Origin of the sequence: Idiomarina baltica OS145, from assembly GCF_000152885.1 — a bacterium.
GTDB classification, from domain to species: domain Bacteria; phylum Pseudomonadota; class Gammaproteobacteria; order Enterobacterales; family Alteromonadaceae; genus Idiomarina; species Idiomarina baltica.
The window spans coordinates 150,371-166,630 of the sequence record NZ_CH672404.1; the positions used below are offsets into that span (position 1 = coordinate 150,371).

At 49.2% G+C, this 16,260-nt stretch carries 19 protein-coding genes and 1 pseudogene; 11 read left to right on the forward strand and 9 right to left on the reverse strand.

Annotated features, from left to right (window positions below; genetic code table 11):
• Window positions 1–9: 9 nt before the first annotated feature.
• Together OS145_RS04400 and OS145_RS04410 are read right to left on the reverse strand one after the other, a co-directional pair.
• Window positions 10–654, reverse strand: coding sequence for an epoxyqueuosine reductase QueH (locus OS145_RS04400; protein WP_006955007.1), 645 nt, complete (start codon window positions 652–654; stop codon window positions 10–12).
• A 517-nt stretch (window positions 655–1,171) separates the two neighbouring features.
• Window positions 1,172–2,434 carry a M1 family aminopeptidase gene (locus OS145_RS04410; protein WP_006955009.1) on the reverse strand — a complete coding sequence of 421 codons (1,263 nt, stop codon included), beginning with the start codon at window positions 2,432–2,434 and terminating at the stop codon, window positions 1,172–1,174.
• 753 nt (window positions 2,435–3,187) lie between these two features.
• On the opposite strand from OS145_RS04410, the gene OS145_RS04420 reads away from it, so the two are divergent.
• Window positions 3,188–5,239, forward strand: coding sequence for an EAL domain-containing protein (locus OS145_RS04420; RefSeq protein WP_006955010.1), 2,052 nt, complete (start codon window positions 3,188–3,190; stop codon window positions 5,237–5,239).
• A gap of 51 nt (window positions 5,240–5,290) precedes the next feature.
• On the opposite strand, the gene OS145_RS04425 is transcribed toward OS145_RS04420, so the two are convergent.
• Window positions 5,291–6,202, reverse strand: a complete 912-nt coding sequence (locus OS145_RS04425; RefSeq protein ID WP_006955011.1) for a GGDEF domain-containing protein — start codon at window positions 6,200–6,202, stop codon at window positions 5,291–5,293.
• Between the two features lie 70 nt (window positions 6,203–6,272).
• On the opposite strand from OS145_RS04425, the gene OS145_RS04430 reads away from it, so the two are divergent.
• A complete protein-coding gene (locus OS145_RS04430; RefSeq protein WP_006955012.1) occupies window positions 6,273–6,491 on the forward strand; it encodes a hypothetical protein in 219 nt (72 codons plus the stop codon).
• 204 nt (window positions 6,492–6,695) lie between these two features.
• On the opposite strand, the gene csrA is transcribed toward OS145_RS04430, so the two are convergent.
• Window positions 6,696–6,863, reverse strand: coding sequence for a carbon storage regulator CsrA (gene csrA, locus OS145_RS04435; protein ID WP_006955013.1), 168 nt, complete (start codon window positions 6,861–6,863; stop codon window positions 6,696–6,698).
• Window positions 6,864–7,247: 384 nt separating this feature from the next.
• Between csrA and OS145_RS04440 the strand changes: the two genes are divergently transcribed.
• Entirely contained in the window at window positions 7,248–7,580 is a 333-nt protein-coding gene (locus OS145_RS04440; RefSeq protein WP_006955014.1) for a response regulator, read from the forward strand.
• On the opposite strand, the gene OS145_RS04445 is transcribed toward OS145_RS04440, so the two are convergent.
• The 4 genes and pseudogenes from OS145_RS04445 to OS145_RS04455 form a co-directional block, all read right to left on the reverse strand.
• The gene (locus tag OS145_RS04445; protein ID WP_006955015.1) at window positions 7,572–8,471 is read right to left on the reverse strand and encodes a GAF domain-containing protein; all 900 of its coding nucleotides are present in this window, start codon (window positions 8,469–8,471) and stop codon (window positions 7,572–7,574) included. The two genes, OS145_RS04440 and OS145_RS04445, sit on opposite strands and share 9 nt — an antisense overlap.
• Before the next feature lie 60 nt (window positions 8,472–8,531).
• Window positions 8,532–8,648, reverse strand: a pseudogene (locus tag OS145_RS13710) (hypothetical protein); the annotation flags it as partial.
• Window positions 8,633–9,022, reverse strand: coding sequence for an EAL domain-containing protein (locus OS145_RS04450; protein WP_006955016.1), 390 nt, complete (start codon window positions 9,020–9,022; stop codon window positions 8,633–8,635). The pseudogene OS145_RS13710 and the gene OS145_RS04450, both read right to left, overlap by 16 nt.
• A 116-nt stretch (window positions 9,023–9,138) precedes the next feature.
• Window positions 9,139–9,756 (reverse strand): response regulator transcription factor, encoded by a 618-nt coding sequence (locus tag OS145_RS04455; protein ID WP_006955017.1) that lies wholly within the window; start codon window positions 9,754–9,756, stop codon window positions 9,139–9,141.
• 419 nt (window positions 9,757–10,175) lie between these two features.
• On the opposite strand from OS145_RS04455, the gene OS145_RS13640 reads away from it, so the two are divergent.
• Genes OS145_RS13640 through OS145_RS04485 form a run of 8 tightly spaced genes read left to right on the forward strand, consistent with a single transcriptional unit; the run spans window position 10,176 to window position 15,542 of the window.
• Complete coding sequence (locus OS145_RS13640) at window positions 10,176–10,919, forward strand: methyl-accepting chemotaxis protein (protein ID WP_278043232.1); 744 nt, start codon at window positions 10,176–10,178, stop codon at window positions 10,917–10,919.
• A 7-nt stretch (window positions 10,920–10,926) separates the two neighbouring features.
• On the forward strand, window positions 10,927–12,000 hold the full coding sequence (locus OS145_RS13395) for an MCP four helix bundle domain-containing protein (protein ID WP_006955019.1): 1,074 nt from the start codon (window positions 10,927–10,929) through the stop codon (window positions 11,998–12,000).
• 18 nt (window positions 12,001–12,018) lie between these two features.
• The gene (locus tag OS145_RS13495) at window positions 12,019–12,654 is read left to right on the forward strand and encodes a methyl-accepting chemotaxis protein (protein ID WP_278043233.1); all 636 of its coding nucleotides are present in this window, start codon (window positions 12,019–12,021) and stop codon (window positions 12,652–12,654) included.
• An 11-nt stretch (window positions 12,655–12,665) separates the two neighbouring features.
• The gene (locus OS145_RS04470; protein ID WP_006955021.1) at window positions 12,666–13,178 is read left to right on the forward strand and encodes a chemotaxis protein CheW; all 513 of its coding nucleotides are present in this window, start codon (window positions 12,666–12,668) and stop codon (window positions 13,176–13,178) included.
• Complete coding sequence (locus tag OS145_RS13290) at window positions 13,153–13,320, forward strand: hypothetical protein (RefSeq protein ID WP_006955022.1); 168 nt, start codon at window positions 13,153–13,155, stop codon at window positions 13,318–13,320. The genes OS145_RS04470 and OS145_RS13290 overlap by 26 nt, the downstream gene beginning before the upstream one ends.
• Window positions 13,321–13,369: 49 nt before the next feature.
• Complete coding sequence (locus OS145_RS04475; RefSeq protein ID WP_131382140.1) at window positions 13,370–13,987, forward strand: CheR family methyltransferase; 618 nt, start codon at window positions 13,370–13,372, stop codon at window positions 13,985–13,987.
• Window positions 13,987–15,036: a protein-glutamate methylesterase/protein-glutamine glutaminase gene (locus OS145_RS04480; protein WP_006955024.1), complete on the forward strand. Its 1,050-nt coding sequence runs from the start codon at window positions 13,987–13,989 to the stop codon at window positions 15,034–15,036. The genes OS145_RS04475 and OS145_RS04480 overlap by 1 nt, the downstream gene beginning before the upstream one ends.
• A 17-nt stretch (window positions 15,037–15,053) precedes the next feature.
• Window positions 15,054–15,542 (forward strand): chemotaxis protein CheD, encoded by a 489-nt coding sequence (locus OS145_RS04485; RefSeq protein WP_006955025.1) that lies wholly within the window; start codon window positions 15,054–15,056, stop codon window positions 15,540–15,542.
• A 19-nt stretch (window positions 15,543–15,561) separates the two neighbouring features.
• Here OS145_RS04485 and OS145_RS04490 read toward each other — a convergent pair whose 3' ends face one another.
• Window positions 15,562–16,056, reverse strand: coding sequence for a hypothetical protein (locus tag OS145_RS04490; protein WP_006955026.1), 495 nt, complete (start codon window positions 16,054–16,056; stop codon window positions 15,562–15,564).
• Window positions 16,057–16,260 lie beyond the last annotated feature (204 nt).

Here is a 16,260-nt window from a genome sequence, read left to right on the forward strand (position 1 = left end):
CGGGGCGGCCTAGCCGTAATATTGGACGCCGATTTCGATGCGTTTGCGGTCGTTTTTGACTCGCCATCGGTTGGTGTCGCGCAAGGAATAGATACATCCGCAGTATTCTTGCTGGTAAAACCGTTCGCGTTTTGCCAGCTCTACCATCCTGCTGGACCCCCCTTGCTTGCGCCAGTTGAATGTCCAGTATGTCACATCATCGTATCGAGCTGCTGCGCGTTCGCCACAGTCGTTGATTTGTTGCATGTTCTTCCAACGCGAGATTCCCAAACAGCTCGTAATGACGTCAAACCCGTGCTCATGAGCGTACAGGGCGGTGCGTTCAAACCGCATATCAAAGCAAACCGTGCAACGTTCGCCCCGTTCTGGTTCCCACTCTAAACCACGCACACGCTCAAACCAGTTTTGGCTGTCGTAATCGGCATCAATAAACGGAATGCCCAACTTCTCGGCAAAGCGAATGTTCTCTTCTTTGCGAATCAAATACTCCTTTTCGGGATGAATATTCGGATTGTAGAAGAAGATGGTGATATCGATACCGGCATCCACCATTCTTTGCATGACGTCGCCCGCGCAGGGGGCACAGCACGAGTGCAGTAAGACTTTATTTGATTCGGTGGGTGCTTCAAGCACGATGCTTTGTTGCTTTGCCATGGTGGATTCCAGTTATTTGAGCATAAGGTCAGTATTGTGCATTTTTCGGGGCAAAAATAAAGTCAGCGTGCGCATTTTGCGCACGGGCGGGATTTGATGTCGCGCACAATGCGCGACGTACGATGCCGGCGGTATCAACCACCGACGTAGCGTGCGCATTTTGCGCACGGGGCGATATTTGATGTCGCGCACAATGCGCGACGTACGATGCTCGCGGTATCAACCACCGACGTAGCGTGCGCATTTTGCGCACGGGGCGATATTTGATGTCGCGCCAAAGGCGCGACGTACGATGCTGGCGGTACCAACCACAGACGTAGCGTGCGCATTTTGCGCACGGGCGGGATTTGATGTCGCGCCAAAGGCGCGACGTACGATGCTGGCGGTATCAACCACCGACGTAGCGTGCGCATTTTGCGCACGGGGAGATATTTGATGTCGCGCACAATGCGCGACCTACGATGCTGGCGGTACCAACCACCGCGTAGCGTGCGCATTTTGCGCACGAGACTGTGATTTATGGGGTTTTTTGAGCCAGTTGATGCGTGAACCAAACCTGCGTTTCCTTGGAGGTCAGTGCCCCGATTTTATTAAGCAATTGTTCAGTTTGTGTTACCTCATGAGCCGTATACCACGCCAACAATTGCTCAAAATTATCAGCCCCCATGCGATCGGCAAGCCGCTTAAGCAGTAAAGGGCCTAACCCATAGTTGACGCGATGGGAGGCTCGTTTGGGGTCATCTGAACGCCATACAAACTCGACGCCTTTCGCTAAGTTTTGCCAACGTTTAACAGCATCGGCGTAGGCCTCTTTGCCAAAGCGTTGTTTGAGCTGTTGTGCGGAAATGTACTCAGCAAATGACTCCATCATCCAATAGTCATGAGACATGGCATCCGCAAAGGGGGTCCAGTTGTGTGCGAGTTCGTGGCAGATGTATTGATAGTCCGCCTCCCGAGAGGAAAGGCTACTTTTACTCATTGATATGTAGGGCCCCCGTGCAAAGCTGGGTCCGCTGCGGTCAAGAATGATTAAATCGGCATGATCGAGTGTATTTTCTGCACGCATTGTAGCGTTCAGAGAGGTGAGGCACTGAGTAGCGTCATCGGCTAGATGTTGTGCTTGTTTTGCTTCAATGCCTTGGTAAATCACCTCTACATGCTCGGTTGTTATGATTTGAGGAGATTGCTGAGCAAATAATACAACATCAATCGCAGGCATTTGGTTGCGGATCATGACGGTGTTTTGGGTCGGTCTCTCTTGCTGTCCAGGCGAGTAGACGCGCCAATTGGAGGGGACGGTGAGTGCAAGCGTCCCCGTCATTTTAGTCGCAAAATCAGCAATAAACGGATGCCATGCCGAATCGAGGCTCAAGTGCGCGCCTTGTGCGTTAATATAGTTGCCGTGCCCAGCTTCCTCATCGATCGCACCGCTGTATTTTAGCCTGACCTTATAATTGCTTTGATCGGTGTTTTTAAAGTTCAGTGTAATGCGGTTCCAAGGTGGCACGCGAGGTGATGACTCGATATTTGAGGATGCCAGTTGTGCACCGGATATTTCGGTCACTGACTGTTGTTTGCTGAGTAATAGGGCGATCGCTTGGTGCGTCAGTTTTTCTGCTGGGATCGTGAGTGTTGTGTCGGCCGTGAAGCGCGAATCGTTGGGTTGGAAGACAACGTTGGTATGGTATTTAATCGTGGTGTCGGCTTGTTGCTGGGTATTGGCTAAAAGTTGCGCCGGCATAACCAAAGCAAGCAATGCGGTCATTAAATAAATTTTCATTGTTGTCTCCGATAAATTTGATGTCGCGCACAATGCGCGACGTACGACGATGGTGATATCGTACACGGGCCGGCATCGGATGTCGCGCCAAAGGCGCGACGTACGATGGTTGCGGTATCAACCGCCGACGTAGCGTGCGCATTTTGCGCACGGGGCGATATTTGATGTCGCGCCAAAGGCGCGACGTACGATGGTTGCGGTATCAACCGCCGACGTAGCGTGCGCATTTTGCGCACGGGGCGATATTTGATGTCGCGCCAAAGGCGCGACGTACGATGGTTGCGGTATCAACCACCGACGTAGCGTGCGCATTTTGCGCACGGAACGATATTTGATGTCGCGCCAAAGGCGCGACGTACGATGGTTGCGGTATCAACCACAGACGTAGCGTGCGCATTTTGCGCACGGAACGATATTTGTTGTCGCGCCAAAGGCGCGACGTACGATGGTGGCGGTATCAACCACCGACGTAGCGTGCGCATTTTGCGCACGGGGCGATATTTGATGTCGCGCCAAAGGCGCGACGTACGATGGTGGCGGTACCAACCACCGACGTAGCGTGCGCATTTTGCGCACGGGGTAATCCGCGTGTCGCGCCAAAGGCGCGACGTACGACGATGATGATATCGTACACGGGCCGGCATCGGATGTCGCGCGCAAAGGCGCGGCGGATTAAATTAGGTATTTCTCCCAATGTTTAAATTTTAACCATGTGTCTATTATCTCGCCATCATTCGTGTGTGGGATAAGCTGGTGGAAAAAAATTCAATTTCTGTGTTGATACTAGATGACGAGCCACTGGTATGTCAGACGGTCGAAACCATGCTGAATGCCATTGGTTGTTTAGCACAATCAACGTGTAATCCGACTCAATTTATTGATCTTGCCTGCGCCGAGTCCTTTGACCTATTGATTGTTGATTTAATGATGCCGCTGTTGAGTGGCGAAGAGGTCGCCGCGTTATTGGCCGCGGAATCTGTCAACACTCCTTTAATCATCATGAGCGGGAGTGACTCTAATTTATTAAAGACTGCCGCGCTTTCCGCTAGAGAAAAAGGGCTACAAGTTATTGGTACGCTTCGAAAGCCATTCTTTGTTAATCAGCTACAAACCGTTTTACAACGTCTGACGTCATCTTTGAATAGCACTGTTCATCAGCCTGCTGCTCAGAGTTACACGCGTGATGATGTGCTAAAAGGTATTCGTGACCACGAATTTTTTTGTGTTTACCAACCCAAGGTTGGACTGCCGACTCACGAGCCTGAGGGGGTTGAGGTGCTTTTACGGTGGCAACACCCCATACTAGACGCCATTCCGCCGAGTGAATTCATTACTTTTGCGGAGCGTGAAGGACTGATTGACGACTTGACTCAATTCGCCATCGCTGAGTCACTCACGTGGTTCTCCGAGATAATTCAACGTGTTGCGTTAAATAGTTTATCGATCGCGATTAATATTTCGGCACTTGTATTTAGTAAAGACTGGTTGCTCGATTTTCTCATGGCGACGTGTCAGCAAAATGCCGTGCCACCGCAACGGATCATATTAGAAATTACTGAGAGCGCGGTGCTGGATGATCAGGCCGATGTGTTAAAGCGTGCACTTGATCTAAGGCTGCGTGGGTTTAGATTTTCGCTAGATGACTTTGGCACAGGTTACTCGTCGCTTAAACAGTTAGTCCGGTTACCGCTGAGTGAACTTAAAATTGATAAAAGCTTTGTGCTTTCCTATGAAGACAGCGACGAATCAAAACAGATTATGCGCGCGACCGTGGAGTTGGCGCAATCATTGGGCTTGAAGACGGTGGCTGAAGGGGTTGAGTGCGAAGAGACAGCCACTTATTTGCGTCAAATTGGCTGTGATACGTTACAAGGCTATTTGTTTGCAAAGCCCTTAGAGGGGAGCCGTGCCGAAGCGTGGTTAATGAAGCAAGCCGCCGCGACGAGTCAACGACGAAGCAGTTTAGCGCGCGCTATTGTTGGTCCTTGCGAGAAACGTAGTGTTAATTTTAGCTATATCACGCATTTTATTCAGTATTTTTTGCGATTTGATGTGGCATTTATATCGTTAGTCGAAGGCGATCATGTATTTGTGCGTTCCGCGGTGGGAGTCGAGGAAACGATTATTCCGCTTAACCAATCGCTCGTACAGTATGTTATGAAGAATAACCGTACCACGACGTTCGACAACTTTACCGCTTTGCCAGGAATGAAAGTCAACCTGTCGCCTTTGTTGAGTCATGGTCTCAACTTTTATGCCGGTTTTCCGTTGTACAATTCGAACGGTCTGTTTATTGGTTCTTTGTGCGCATTACACCGAAGCGCTCGACGTTTGAGTTTAAAAACAATTGAGGCCTTGGAAAAGCTGGCGCACTTGGTTGAATTCGAAATACATCATTTTATCGAGACTTCTAAACATGAGCATATGTTGGCGCGTCTTGATGAAGAGCGCTATAAGCGATTGCTTGCGATCGTGAAGGATACTGATTTGTCAGCGACACTGATTCGATTGACCCCTAAAGATAGTGCACTGTTTCCTGTCGCTCCGCTTAATGAGGCTTTGCGACAATCTGTGCAGGCATGGGATTACGTATGTTCTTTGGATAATGTATCAGCGTTGGTGTTATTGATTCATCCGACTGGTGAGTCACCCGTTGAATTCGTCTTGCAGCGCCTTGAAACACGTTTAGCCGATATGCATGACAACATCTCCATTGAAATAGCTTGGACCGAACAACAAACACAACAACCCCATTCATTACAATCATTATTCGGCCGCCTCGCCGACATCAACACCATCGCGTAGGTCGCGCCTTTGGCGCGACATGCGGATTTGCCCGTGCGCAAAATGCGCACGCTACGTTGCGATTTCGGTGCGGGCGCGGCCGGCGGCTTTGGCGCGGTAGAGGGCGTGGTCGGCGTGACGCATGATTTGGTTAATGTCTGGTGATTGTGTGTTGGTTGTGGCAATGCCGACGCTTGCGGTACAACTGAGGGTGGCATCGAAGTAATTTAATGTGATGTCTGAAATAAGCGCTTGCACCTGGTGGGCAACAGCGACGAGTGCATCTTGTGAAGCTCCGGTTACCGCGATGGTAAATTCCTCGCCCCCGGTTCGGGCAACAACGCTATTTTTATTATTTAGACTACGCAGCGCTTTACCAATTGCGGAAAGCAATTTATCGCCAGCTTCGTGACCAAAGCGATCGTTGATCAATTTAAAATGATCGATATCCAATAAGATAATCGCAAAATAAGCGGTTTGTACTCTTAACTTTATCAATTCATCGACATAGCGAAAAAATGCACGTCGATTATACAAGCCAGTCAGACTGTCTGTTTCGGCCAGGGTTGTCAGTTCTTTTTGAGCGCGCTGCAAAGCCTCTTCGGCTTTCTTACGTTCGCTAATATCGGTCGCCACCTCGAGTCTAACCAAGCGGCCGTCATGCCACTCAATTAATCTATCGCGGCACTGGTACCAGCATTGACTACGTGTGTTTTTAAACTCCCAGACTAGCACATCACCATTGGCGGGTAGCTTTGCGTTTGTGCAAAAATCGCACGGACGTGTCTGATTTTTTTGCAAGACCGCATAGCAGGGTAAATGAGCAATATCTGAGAAGTTATCGGCATGAGCGATATGACGCAGTGCGTAGGTGTTCATGAACAACAATTCGTGCGTATCCGTATCAGCCACGTATACGACAGCGTCTAAGTTGTTCAGTATATTTTCGAAATCGGCAGGTTTTATTTGCCGTTCTTCATGCATACCTGCTCCTATGGCCCCGTGCGTTTTGGGTGGATACCGCCACCATCGTAGGTCGCGCCTTTGGCGCGACATGTGGATCTTTCCGTGCGCCAAAGGCGCACGCTACGTCGGTGTGGTGGATACCACCGCCACCGTAGGTCGCGCATTATGCGCGACGTCAGATTTGCCCCGTGCGCCGATGGTGGATACCGCCACCATCGTAGGTCGCGCCTTTGGCGCGACATGTGGATCTTTCCGTGCGCAAAATGCGCACGCTACGCCGGTGTGGTGGATACCGCCGCCACCGTAGGTCGCGCATTATGCGCGACATCAGATTTGCCCCGTGCGCCGATGGTGGATACCGCCACCATCGTAGGTCGCGCCTTTGGCGCGACATGTGGATCTTTCCGTGCGCAAAATGCGCACGCTACGCCGGTGTGGGTGGATACCGCCGGCACCGTAGGTCGCGCCTTTGGCGCGACATCAAATTTGCCCCGTGCGCAAAATGCGCACGCTACGTCGTGTTTTTTATTTCATGGTACACTTCTTCGCGGTGAACGGGCACTTCTTTCGGTGCTTCGATGCCCAATGTGACCTGCCTTTCTGTCGCGTTAACCACAATAATTTTGATTTCGTCATTGATAATCAGTGATTCACCAATTTTTCGGCTTAATATCAGCATAGCCACCTAAAAGTTGAATGATTGTTTTATCACTATATGCAAGATCACGATATAAGTTTACGACTATATGAGTAAAAAGCGGTTAATGTGTCAACTGACGTCAAACAACGCCTAACAGTAAACTACGAGGTATGTTTCATCAAAGTCACACGACTAAATGTTGATTTAACCCGACAAAAACAGGTGCGAAAAATACGGTTTCGGTTTATAAAATAAAAATTAGGCACTGATGCCGTGTTTGTAATGAGATTTTTGAATTGAAGCCATACCAATTTACTCGCAGCGGGTTACGCACGCTTAAATCCTTTATCGATAAAGGTACTGGCAGCGGCTGAACTAGAGCAAGCACCGGTTAAGTCGGATCGATCTCAAGGTCGTTTGCTGGTGGTCGAAGATGAGGACTTGCTACTTGAAACAACGGCTAAAACATTAATGCGTTTCGGCCATGAAGTCGCGACTGCTCGGGATGGTCAAGAAGCACTGGCTATCCTCGCAGAGGACGATCAGTTCGATGTAGTGTTTTCCGACGTGGTGATGCCCGGTGGGGTCTCTGGTTTTGATTTGAAGCGCCATTGTGATACCCACTATCCGCACCTAATAGTGTTGTTAACCAGTGGCTATAACGACTTTTCGAACCGTGAAGCGGTCGATGTTCTGACCAAGCCTTACACCCATGATCAGCTCATTCAGCTGATTAATAGGCATTTACTAAGTTAATAGACCCGTGAGTGGTTGGGGTTTCAGTGCAAGCAGCATGGTCTGAATATGGGCGATACTGCTCGCATTAAAGGTCTCAGCCTCAACCTGTAGCAGTCCCGCTGAAGCACTGTTGAATGCAAAAACGCGCTGACAAATGTCGGCAATGTCTACATGTGACGCCCGATGTTGGAGTGTGAGTAAAACCGCTTTGTCCGATAAGCGCGTGAGCGTATCCCAAGGACGAATACGTTGACTTAACGCTTCCATGGAGCTGATTTCAGCGCCTGGGTGCGCAAACGTAACGCGAATCAGCGTCACGTTAAGATTCAGATCACGAGCGATATCCGTGATGCGATTAAGTCGTTTGAATGAAAATGCCAAGCTGGTTTGTTCACTTTCTCGCGGAATTAATGAGTGGGCTATGTCAAATTCTACAAGCCGAGCTAGCTGTGACAGGGTGCGGTACTCTCGCTGACTCAGTTGATGCGGTTGCGAATTCATCACGCAAACGGACCCAATAAATAGATTGTTGGCACTCCAAAAAGGAAAGCCAGCGTAAAAGCGTACCCGCTCACGCATGGATGATAGCATTCCTTTAGTCACCTCGGGGAGTTGCTTTAAGTCTTCAAATACAGTGATATCGTTATTGTTCATCACATGTAGACACAGACTATTTTCAACCGCAACGCACTCAACATTAAGGCCAATAGGGGCTTTTAAATAGACCGTGCTTTTCTCGAGTAACGACACGAGCACGATTTCAAACCCCAGAAATTCATGAATAAACTCGGTGACATAACCAAATCGCACTGAGTCATTGGCTGCGAGTGTATCAAACACACGGGTTCGCCGCGCTGTTTCATTGCTGAGTTTGCGCAGGTACCAATGCTCGGCTTGGGCGGCTGACATGGGTTTAGCGTGATAGAATCCCTGTACCTGTTGGCATCCGAGTGATTTCAGCTTATCAATGGTTTCATAGTCTTCTGCCCCTTCCGCGACGACTTGTAAATTGAGCGATTGTGCGAGCTCAATCGTTGTGCGCGTAATCTGGTGAGATTCATGGGACTGCGTTAGGGTATTGATAATACCGACAGATTAATCGCCATGGTGATCGACGAGTTACCACTGACTGACTGTAATCGAGCTAACCAAGCGAGTGATTCGCGTATCGTATAATAGGTCAGGGTATCGATGACACCCGTTGCTTCAGCTTTGGGTATAAACAGGTCCGGTGGTATTAATCCGTAATCGGGTCGCTCCCAACGCAATAGACACTCAAAACCGACCACTTCATCGGTGATGAGGTTCAACTTGGGTTGATATACACAGTAAAATTGATGTCGTGAGAGTGCGAACTTGATGTCGACGGCATCAAATTGAGCTGCGCGGTTGCCTGATGGGATTATCAGGTCGGTTTGACGACGCTTAAGCTCAAGCATCGCCAATAAAGACTTGGTCATCAAGAATCAATACGCGGTCCGTTAGTGCGTGAGACATAGCCACATAAACTCCCTATTCAGATAATCTGATAATAGAGCGGGCTTTGCCTTTACGGTATTCGTGAAAATACCGATTTTTAGTCGTGCGTTTCGGCTAGAGCGAAGTACTGGGCCAAGGTCGCCACTGAGTTAATGTCGAGTTTAGTAAAAATATTCGACTTATGGGCCTCTGCGGTACGCGGACTGATAAAAAGCGTGTCAGCGACTTTTTGTGCTGAGAACCCCTGGGCGGCCAGTTTGGCCACATCGCGTTCGCGTTTGGAGAGCTTACTTATCTGTTCTGTTGCCTCTTTGACACGTTGACGCTGTACTTGGGTCGCCGAAAAAGCATCAATGGCTTGTTGTACCGTCTTGATGAGGGTGGTTATAGATACCGGGTTTTGTAATAACGTATACGCGCCCTGGGTCAGTGCTTGTACGGTATGGGGAACATCTGCCGTGCCCGAATACACAATAATCGGCAAGCTCATACCGAGTTTGGCTAAACGGCTTTGTACTTCCAGCCCATGCATATCGGGTAGGCTTAAATCCAATACTAATGCCGAATGCTCTGCCAACGTGTGCTGCTCCAAGTGCGTAAGGTATTCGTTTGCCGTCGAAAAACATGCAACGGCATAATCTTGCTGTTCAAAAGCCAACATCAATGACTCTTGAATGAGCTCATCATCGTCCACGATGTACACGGTCTGCTGCATGATTAATTGCAGGTGTTCGACATATTTTTAGCAAGTATACAACATCGATGCAACATCCCCTAAAGATTTTAAAAAATAGGTATTTTCATGAGTAGGACAAGTACACTGTGCTATTGCCTAGCATACGAAATGGGGCAAATCCTATGATGATTAGACGCATTCTATTTTTAGTGGTTTTAAGTGGTGGTATCACTGCGGTGATTATTACTGCGCCGTTAACTTCGGCATTGGTTCTCATGCTGGCAGGGGTCGCGTTGGTGTCACTCTTTTGGCTGATGGAACAGGACAGTATCAACCGCTTGCAGCACGTTGAGCGAATAAAGCAACTGCAAGAAGAGAACCAGGCTTTAAGGGCGGTTCAAATCAGTGACGATGCACTTAAAGGTTATGAGACTGGATTGTCAGAAGCGTTGGGCTACATGCTGAGTACGCTCGAGGCCTGTCAGACGGATATTGACACTTCAGGTAACTCGTTAAGCGCAAACTTTGCACAAAAACATCAGCTTTTATCTGATGTTTCTGACTCTATTGATGAATCGTCGGTCAACGATAGGCATCAAACCATTACGCAAGTATTGCGCGGATTATCCAGTGCGTTTAGCGATCTTTGGCACAAGCTTGAACAGGCTTCACAGCACGAACATCAGGTCATTGACGCACTCGCGGGGATCGATAGTCGGCTTGCCTCTTTATCGAGCTCATCCTCCGAAGTGACCAAAATTGCTGAGCAAATTAATCTCTTGGCGCTTAATGTAGCCATTGAAGCGGCACGCGCGGGCGATGCCAGACGTGGCTTCTCGGTTGTCGCTGATGAAGTGCGCGTTTTGGCGAACCGCTCGGCACAAGTGGGTGAGAGTATCGACCACTCGGTATCTGAGTTTTCGAGCACGATATATAGCCTGAGCTCGATGGTGCGTGCTGAATTTGCCGCCGCGCGAGACAGTCGCGAACTGCTGAAAGCCAAATTGGAAGGGTTGTTGACGGATGTAAAAAGCGGCCTTACCAGCATGGATAATGACACACAGGTGTTATTGGATTGCCAGAGTCAAATCGATAGTACTATTGCCGATGTCACATACCACTTGCAGTTTCAGGATCGCGTGAGCCAGATCCTCGCTCATTTTAACCAGCTTTCAAGGGCTACGAGCGACAGACAGTATTAACAGCTCAATGACCCGTCTGGTTAATGGGCCGGCCGAGCAAGCGCGAAAGTCGGCGCGCCTAGAGCGGGATATGCAAGAGCTTGCGAGTCTTGCCAAAAGCTTTATTTTGGAACGCAACGCAACGGCGATGCAGCAGCTCAAAAGTGATATTTTGACCAAAGCCGCAAGTATGGAGCAGCGAGCTGCAAGTATAAAACCATTGTTGTCTGCAGAGGAGCTCAATGAATTCACTGTGATTGAGCAGAGTATCACTCGTTACCGCGCGATTGTCGATCAAGTCATGTCGCTTTCTCTGCTTAACTCGAACGTGCGTGCGCGCTCCATTTCCAATGAACAAATCAGTCCTTTAGTCGATGAGTTACAAGGTGGTATTAGCCAACTCAACCTCACACTTGAGCAACAACGGGTGCTGTTAGTGAAGCTGGGCGATATTCAGGCGCTTCAGAAAGAGGTGATCTTGGCACAACAACAATCGACCATGGTTCGTCTGCAAAACCGTATTGATGATAACTTGCAACAAATCATGATGTTGCTTCGCTCGCTCCCAGAGAGTGCGGCGGTCAAGCAATACTCGGATAAACTGAACGGCCTGGAAGCTCACTTACAACAGTTAGCCACAACTAGCCAAGAAAACGGCAATAACCGTGCCTTTGATTTATTGACAGGCGAGGGCGCGCAGATACTTGCTGAGGCACAGACTCAATTAGCACAGTTAGTAACCAGTAGTAACGATAAGATGACGCGTGCGGTAGCACAGACGGATGCTGATTATCAGCAAACCCGGGCGGTATTACTCACGTCGGTCATTATTGCCATTATTCTGGGTGTGATCGCGGCTGCAATTGTGGTTCTGCGTGTTAACGAGGTCAGCCGAATCGCACAAATTATTGGCAACGGTAACCTTAATCAGAACTTTTCTAATGCAGCGAGTGACTCCGACATTTATGGCGTGCTTCGTAATATGAACCACCGCTTGCGCGGTATTGTTGGTGAAGTGAAAGAGTCGGCGGGTAACGTGTCGTCGGGTTCGATTCAGTTATCAAGTACTAGCCAGCAAGTGGCGCAGGGGGCAACTGAGTAGGCTGCTTCACTGGAAGAGATATCGTCTTCGATGGAGCAAATGACCGCGAATATTGGTCATAGCGCCGACAATGCTAAGCAAACTGAGCAAATCGCGCGCCAAACAAATCTCTTGGCATTAAACGCGGCGATTGAAGCTGCACGTGCTGGCGAACACGGCAAAGGTTTTACGGTTGTGGCGGCCGAGGTGCGTAAGTTGGCCGAGCGGAGCCAGGTTGCGGCAGGTGAGATCGTGGAAGAATCACGCAATAGCTTGGAAGTGTCCGAACGTGCCGGTGAGATGTTAACTGCGTTAGTCCCTAATATCACTAAAACCTCGGATCTGATTCAAGACATTAGCGCTTCGGCACTCGAGCAAGACAAGGGCGCTAGCGAAATCAATAAAGCCCTGCAGCAGTTGGATGAAGTGGTACAACAGTCGGCGGCTGCGGCAGAAGAGCTGTCTGCGCAAGCTGAGCAAATGAACTCAGCGATGGAGTTCTTTGTTGTTGACGAACAAGCTCGTGGTCAACACGCGGTCGCAAAAAAGCAACCGAGCGCGAGTAAAAAGGCAAATTCGACGGGGAGTAAAAAGTCTGCTGCTGAGCCGCGTGCGAAGCAAGAGCCTGGGTTTGCCATTGACTTAAGCGACGACACCGAGTTTGTGCGTTATTAATGGGAGGCAATATGTCTGCAGTGAAACAGATTCTCTCATTTATCCTGCATGAAGAGCATTTTGGTTTGACGATAAGTCATATTCAGGAAGTACTGGAGTACCGTCGTGTTACGGCGGTACCGCGTACACCGGCGTTTTTATTGGGCGTTACCAATTTGCGTGGACAAGTGGTGCCGGTGGTTGATCTGCGCGCTTTGTTTGGTCTGGAGCAACAGCCGCTGACCATTGATAGTTGTATCATCATTGTGGATATCGCGTTGGGAGACGAGCAGGTGGCTGTTGGTCTACTCGCGGATCGGGTGTGTGAAGTCATGGAAATTGATGAGGCGTGTTTGAACAAGCCGCCGCGTTTAGGCAATCAGATTAATACGGATTATATCGAGGCGATCGCGCGGCAAGAGGATGACTTTATTATTCTTCTTGATTTAGCGCGCGTATTTTCGGGTGATGAGATTAGTGCGGTCACGCAAGCCGTGCAGTTGATGGGAGCGGGCGTGGATGAGTCTAGCGAAGTCGACAGCTGATACGTTGACACCGACCGCACATCAAAAGCTGGCGCGTTTTATTGATACACAGGTGGGTATTCAATTACCGGCCCATAAAAAGAGCTTGATCGAAGCGCGTCTTAGAAAACTTCAAGCACGCAGTGAGGCGCAGTCTGAGTGATTATATCGATTATGTGACTGAACGTGGCACACAGGATGACGTGCTGAGTATGATTGATGCATTGACCACCAATAAAACGGACTTTTTTCGTGAACCCGCGCACTTCAAAGTGCTGACGGATCAGCTTCCGCGACTGGTGCAAAAGGGACGACCCTTGCGTATTTGGAGTGCCGGCTGCTCCTCTGGCGAAGAGCCGTACACCATTGCAATGGTGATGGAGGAGTTTGCTCGCCAGCATGGTGATGTGGACTATCAAATTACCGCAACGGATATCTCGAAAGAGTGTTTGTTTAAAGCCCAGCGGGGGATTTATCCAAGTGCGCGAATAGAGCCCGTATCGGAGACATTACGCAAGCGTTACTTACTTCGCAGCAAAGATTCGAGCAAGCAACTTATTAAGGTGTCGGACGCGCTGCGACGTCGAGTTAGCTTTAGTGACTTTAACTTTATTACGGGTGATTTTAGTCAATTTAAACTCTTTGACGTGATTTTTTGTCGCAACGTGATGATTTACTTTGACGCGGCACAGCGCGCTCGGTTGCTCAACCTATTTCGTCAACAACTGGTCATGGGAGGCGTGTTCTTTCTTGGTTTATCGGAGGGGATATCCGCTGAGCGCAACCAATTTGAGCAGTTAAGCCCCAGTGCTTATAAGCGAGTTATTTAATGGCTGGATCGATTAAAGTACTTATCGTTGATGACTCGGCGCTGGTACGACGGACACTTAGCGAAATTTTAGCCGAACATGCGGATATCGACATTGTCGGGACGGCGACCGAACCTTTTGCTGCGGTTGATATTATTCGTCATTGTGTACCGGATGTGATCATTTTAGATGTTGAAATGCCGCGCATGGATGGTTTGACGTTTTTACGAAAAATCATGGCGCAACGGCCTATTCCGGTGGTGATCTGTTCGACGCTTGTAGGTGACAACAATGAGACACACATGCGAGCGCTTGAGTATGGTGCTGTCGAAATTATTCAGAAGCCAACGCTCAATACACAACAGTTTTTGCGTGATGCTAAAGTCCGCTTTATTGATGCGGTACGCGCAGCCGCTAATGCTGATTTACGAAAACTTAAGCGTCAAGCCGCTGCGCCAGCGGTCAAGGCCGCCTTTAGACCACGCAGTGCGGCAATGGCGAAAACCACGGAAAAAGTAATCGTGGTCGGGGCTTCAACCGGAGGCACTGAGGCGATTAAACGTTTCTTAGAGGCGATGCCGCTCGACTGTCCTGCTATCGTGATCGTGCAACACATGCCGGAAAACTTCACCCGTAGTTTTGCGCAGCGGATGAACCAATTGTGTGGCATTGCGGTTAAAGAGGCGGCCCATGGGGATTCGCTATTGCGCGGTCATGCACTCATTGCACCGGGAAACTTTCATATGACGGTGGCTCGAAGCGGTGCCCGTTATCATGTGGATGTAAAACAGGGACCGCTCGTATCGCGCCACCGCCCGTCGGTTGATGTGCTGTTTCGTTCCGCCGCGCAGTACTTGGGGTCGAACGGGATCGGGGTGATTCTAACCGGAATGGGTAATGATGGTGCTGCGGGACTTTTGGCGATGCGCCAAGCGGGCGCGATGACCTTTGGTCAGGATGAAGCCAGTAGTGTGGTCTATGGCATGCCCAAGGCCGCCAATGACTTAGGTGCTGTCACCAAAGAGTTACCGCTGATGCAGTTGCCGCAAGCGGTTTTGAATGTCTGTTAGTCAAGGAGTGCAAAGCCATGAACATAAAGCAAGAAGTGATACATAGCGGCGAGCTGGTTTTTGGTCGAGGTCCTCGCAAGATTGCTACTTTACTAGGTTCATGTGTGGCTATCGTGTTATGGCATCCGCAATCGGGGTACGGTGGCATGTGTCATTTTGTGCTGCCTACACAACCGACTAATGAACCAGACAACGTGCCGGCACGCTATTGCGATAAAGCAATGGCATTATTTGCTCAGTTGGCAGAGGAACGAAATTTAAAACTTAGTCAGTTCGACGGGCGCATTTTTGGCGGTGGTCAACTGACCGCAGGTGAGCGCATGCGTAGCGTTTTAGGCGAAGAACAACTACGCCCAGTGGGGCAAAAAAATGCTACGGCAGCCTTTCAGGCATTACTTGCGCATGGGGTCAATATTAAGGAAGCGGATGTAGGCGAGTTCGGTTATCGAAAAGTGCGTTTGAACTTACTGAATGGTGAGTGTGAAGTGCAGTTCGAGGCCTGTTAATGCCTCGAACTGAATAACGTTAACGAACAGTTACATTGCGTCGTGCTAAAAAGTCGAGTAACCAACCATGCCCCTCGACTGACTTCGAGATACGAATGACGGTGCCGTCGGCGAACTTCAAAATATAACGACCGGTTAATGATGAAAAACGCGCACTTTTAAGCTCACTCCATTGACCACTTTGCGGCTTACGCCAGGGGGTGGAGTAGCTTATGGTTCGCTCATCAAATGAACCTTTGACTAATATCGACTCAGCGATTAAATAACCGAGCAAGAGAACGGCCAATACTAAAAGACCAATACCGATACCGCTGTCGGTGACAAAGGCTTCAGTCACCGAGCTCATGTTCACGATCGCCAAAATGACCACGAGGATGAGTAAACCAAGAATAACGTTGGAAACGAGGCCTGAACGGAGCTCTCCATACTTAACGCTATAACGTCGTTGGTGCGCAATAGCATGGAGTAGTGGCGTGCAGGCTATTAGGAGCAACGCAGTAATTATTAGAATCATTGTAACATACCCAGTGTGCAAGCAACGAGAAAACGATCCAGTAGAGAAAAGCTCTACTAGTCACAGGGTGCGCTAATATACATAGCACACTTTAGTATAGCAAACATTAAAAAAAAGACTCGCTATATAATGTGTTATAAAACGAAGGTCGACGTCAAAGGTCGTCAAGTTCTTGAGTTTAGGTTCTGTAAACGCCTGCTCGTT

Coding starts and splice junctions, on each gene's coding strand:
- OS145_RS04425 (WP_006955011.1), bottom strand. CDS start 6,202: ATGCATGAAGAACGGCAAATAAAACCTGCCGATTTCGAAAATATACTG.
- OS145_RS04480 (WP_006955024.1), top strand. CDS start 13,987: ATGGCTGGATCGATTAAAGTACTTATCGTTGATGACTCGGCGCTGGTA.
- OS145_RS04490 (WP_006955026.1), bottom strand. CDS start 16,056: ATGATTCTAATAATTACTGCGTTGCTCCTAATAGCCTGCACGCCACTA.
- OS145_RS04470 (WP_006955021.1), top strand. CDS start 12,666: ATGTCTGCAGTGAAACAGATTCTCTCATTTATCCTGCATGAAGAGCAT.
- OS145_RS04430 (WP_006955012.1), top strand. CDS start 6,273: ATGTGGATCTTTCCGTGCGCCAAAGGCGCACGCTACGTCGGTGTGGTG.
- OS145_RS13290 (WP_006955022.1), top strand. CDS start 13,153: ATGAGTCTAGCGAAGTCGACAGCTGATACGTTGACACCGACCGCACAT.
- OS145_RS13640 (WP_278043232.1), top strand. CDS start 10,176: ATGCTGAGTACGCTCGAGGCCTGTCAGACGGATATTGACACTTCAGGT.
- OS145_RS04410 (WP_006955009.1), bottom strand. CDS start 2,434: ATGAAAATTTATTTAATGACCGCATTGCTTGCTTTGGTTATGCCGGCG.
- OS145_RS04475 (WP_131382140.1), top strand. CDS start 13,370: ATGATTGATGCATTGACCACCAATAAAACGGACTTTTTTCGTGAACCC.
- OS145_RS04455 (WP_006955017.1), bottom strand. CDS start 9,756: ATGCAGCAGACCGTGTACATCGTGGACGATGATGAGCTCATTCAAGAG.
- OS145_RS13395 (WP_006955019.1), top strand. CDS start 10,927: ATGACCCGTCTGGTTAATGGGCCGGCCGAGCAAGCGCGAAAGTCGGCG.
- OS145_RS04450 (WP_006955016.1), bottom strand. CDS start 9,022: ATGACCAAGTCTTTATTGGCGATGCTTGAGCTTAAGCGTCGTCAAACC.
- csrA (WP_006955013.1), bottom strand. CDS start 6,863: ATGCTGATATTAAGCCGAAAAATTGGTGAATCACTGATTATCAATGAC.
- OS145_RS04485 (WP_006955025.1), top strand. CDS start 15,054: ATGAACATAAAGCAAGAAGTGATACATAGCGGCGAGCTGGTTTTTGGT.
- OS145_RS04400 (WP_006955007.1), bottom strand. CDS start 654: ATGGCAAAGCAACAAAGCATCGTGCTTGAAGCACCCACCGAATCAAAT.
- OS145_RS04445 (WP_006955015.1), bottom strand. CDS start 8,471: ATGTCAGCCGCCCAAGCCGAGCATTGGTACCTGCGCAAACTCAGCAAT.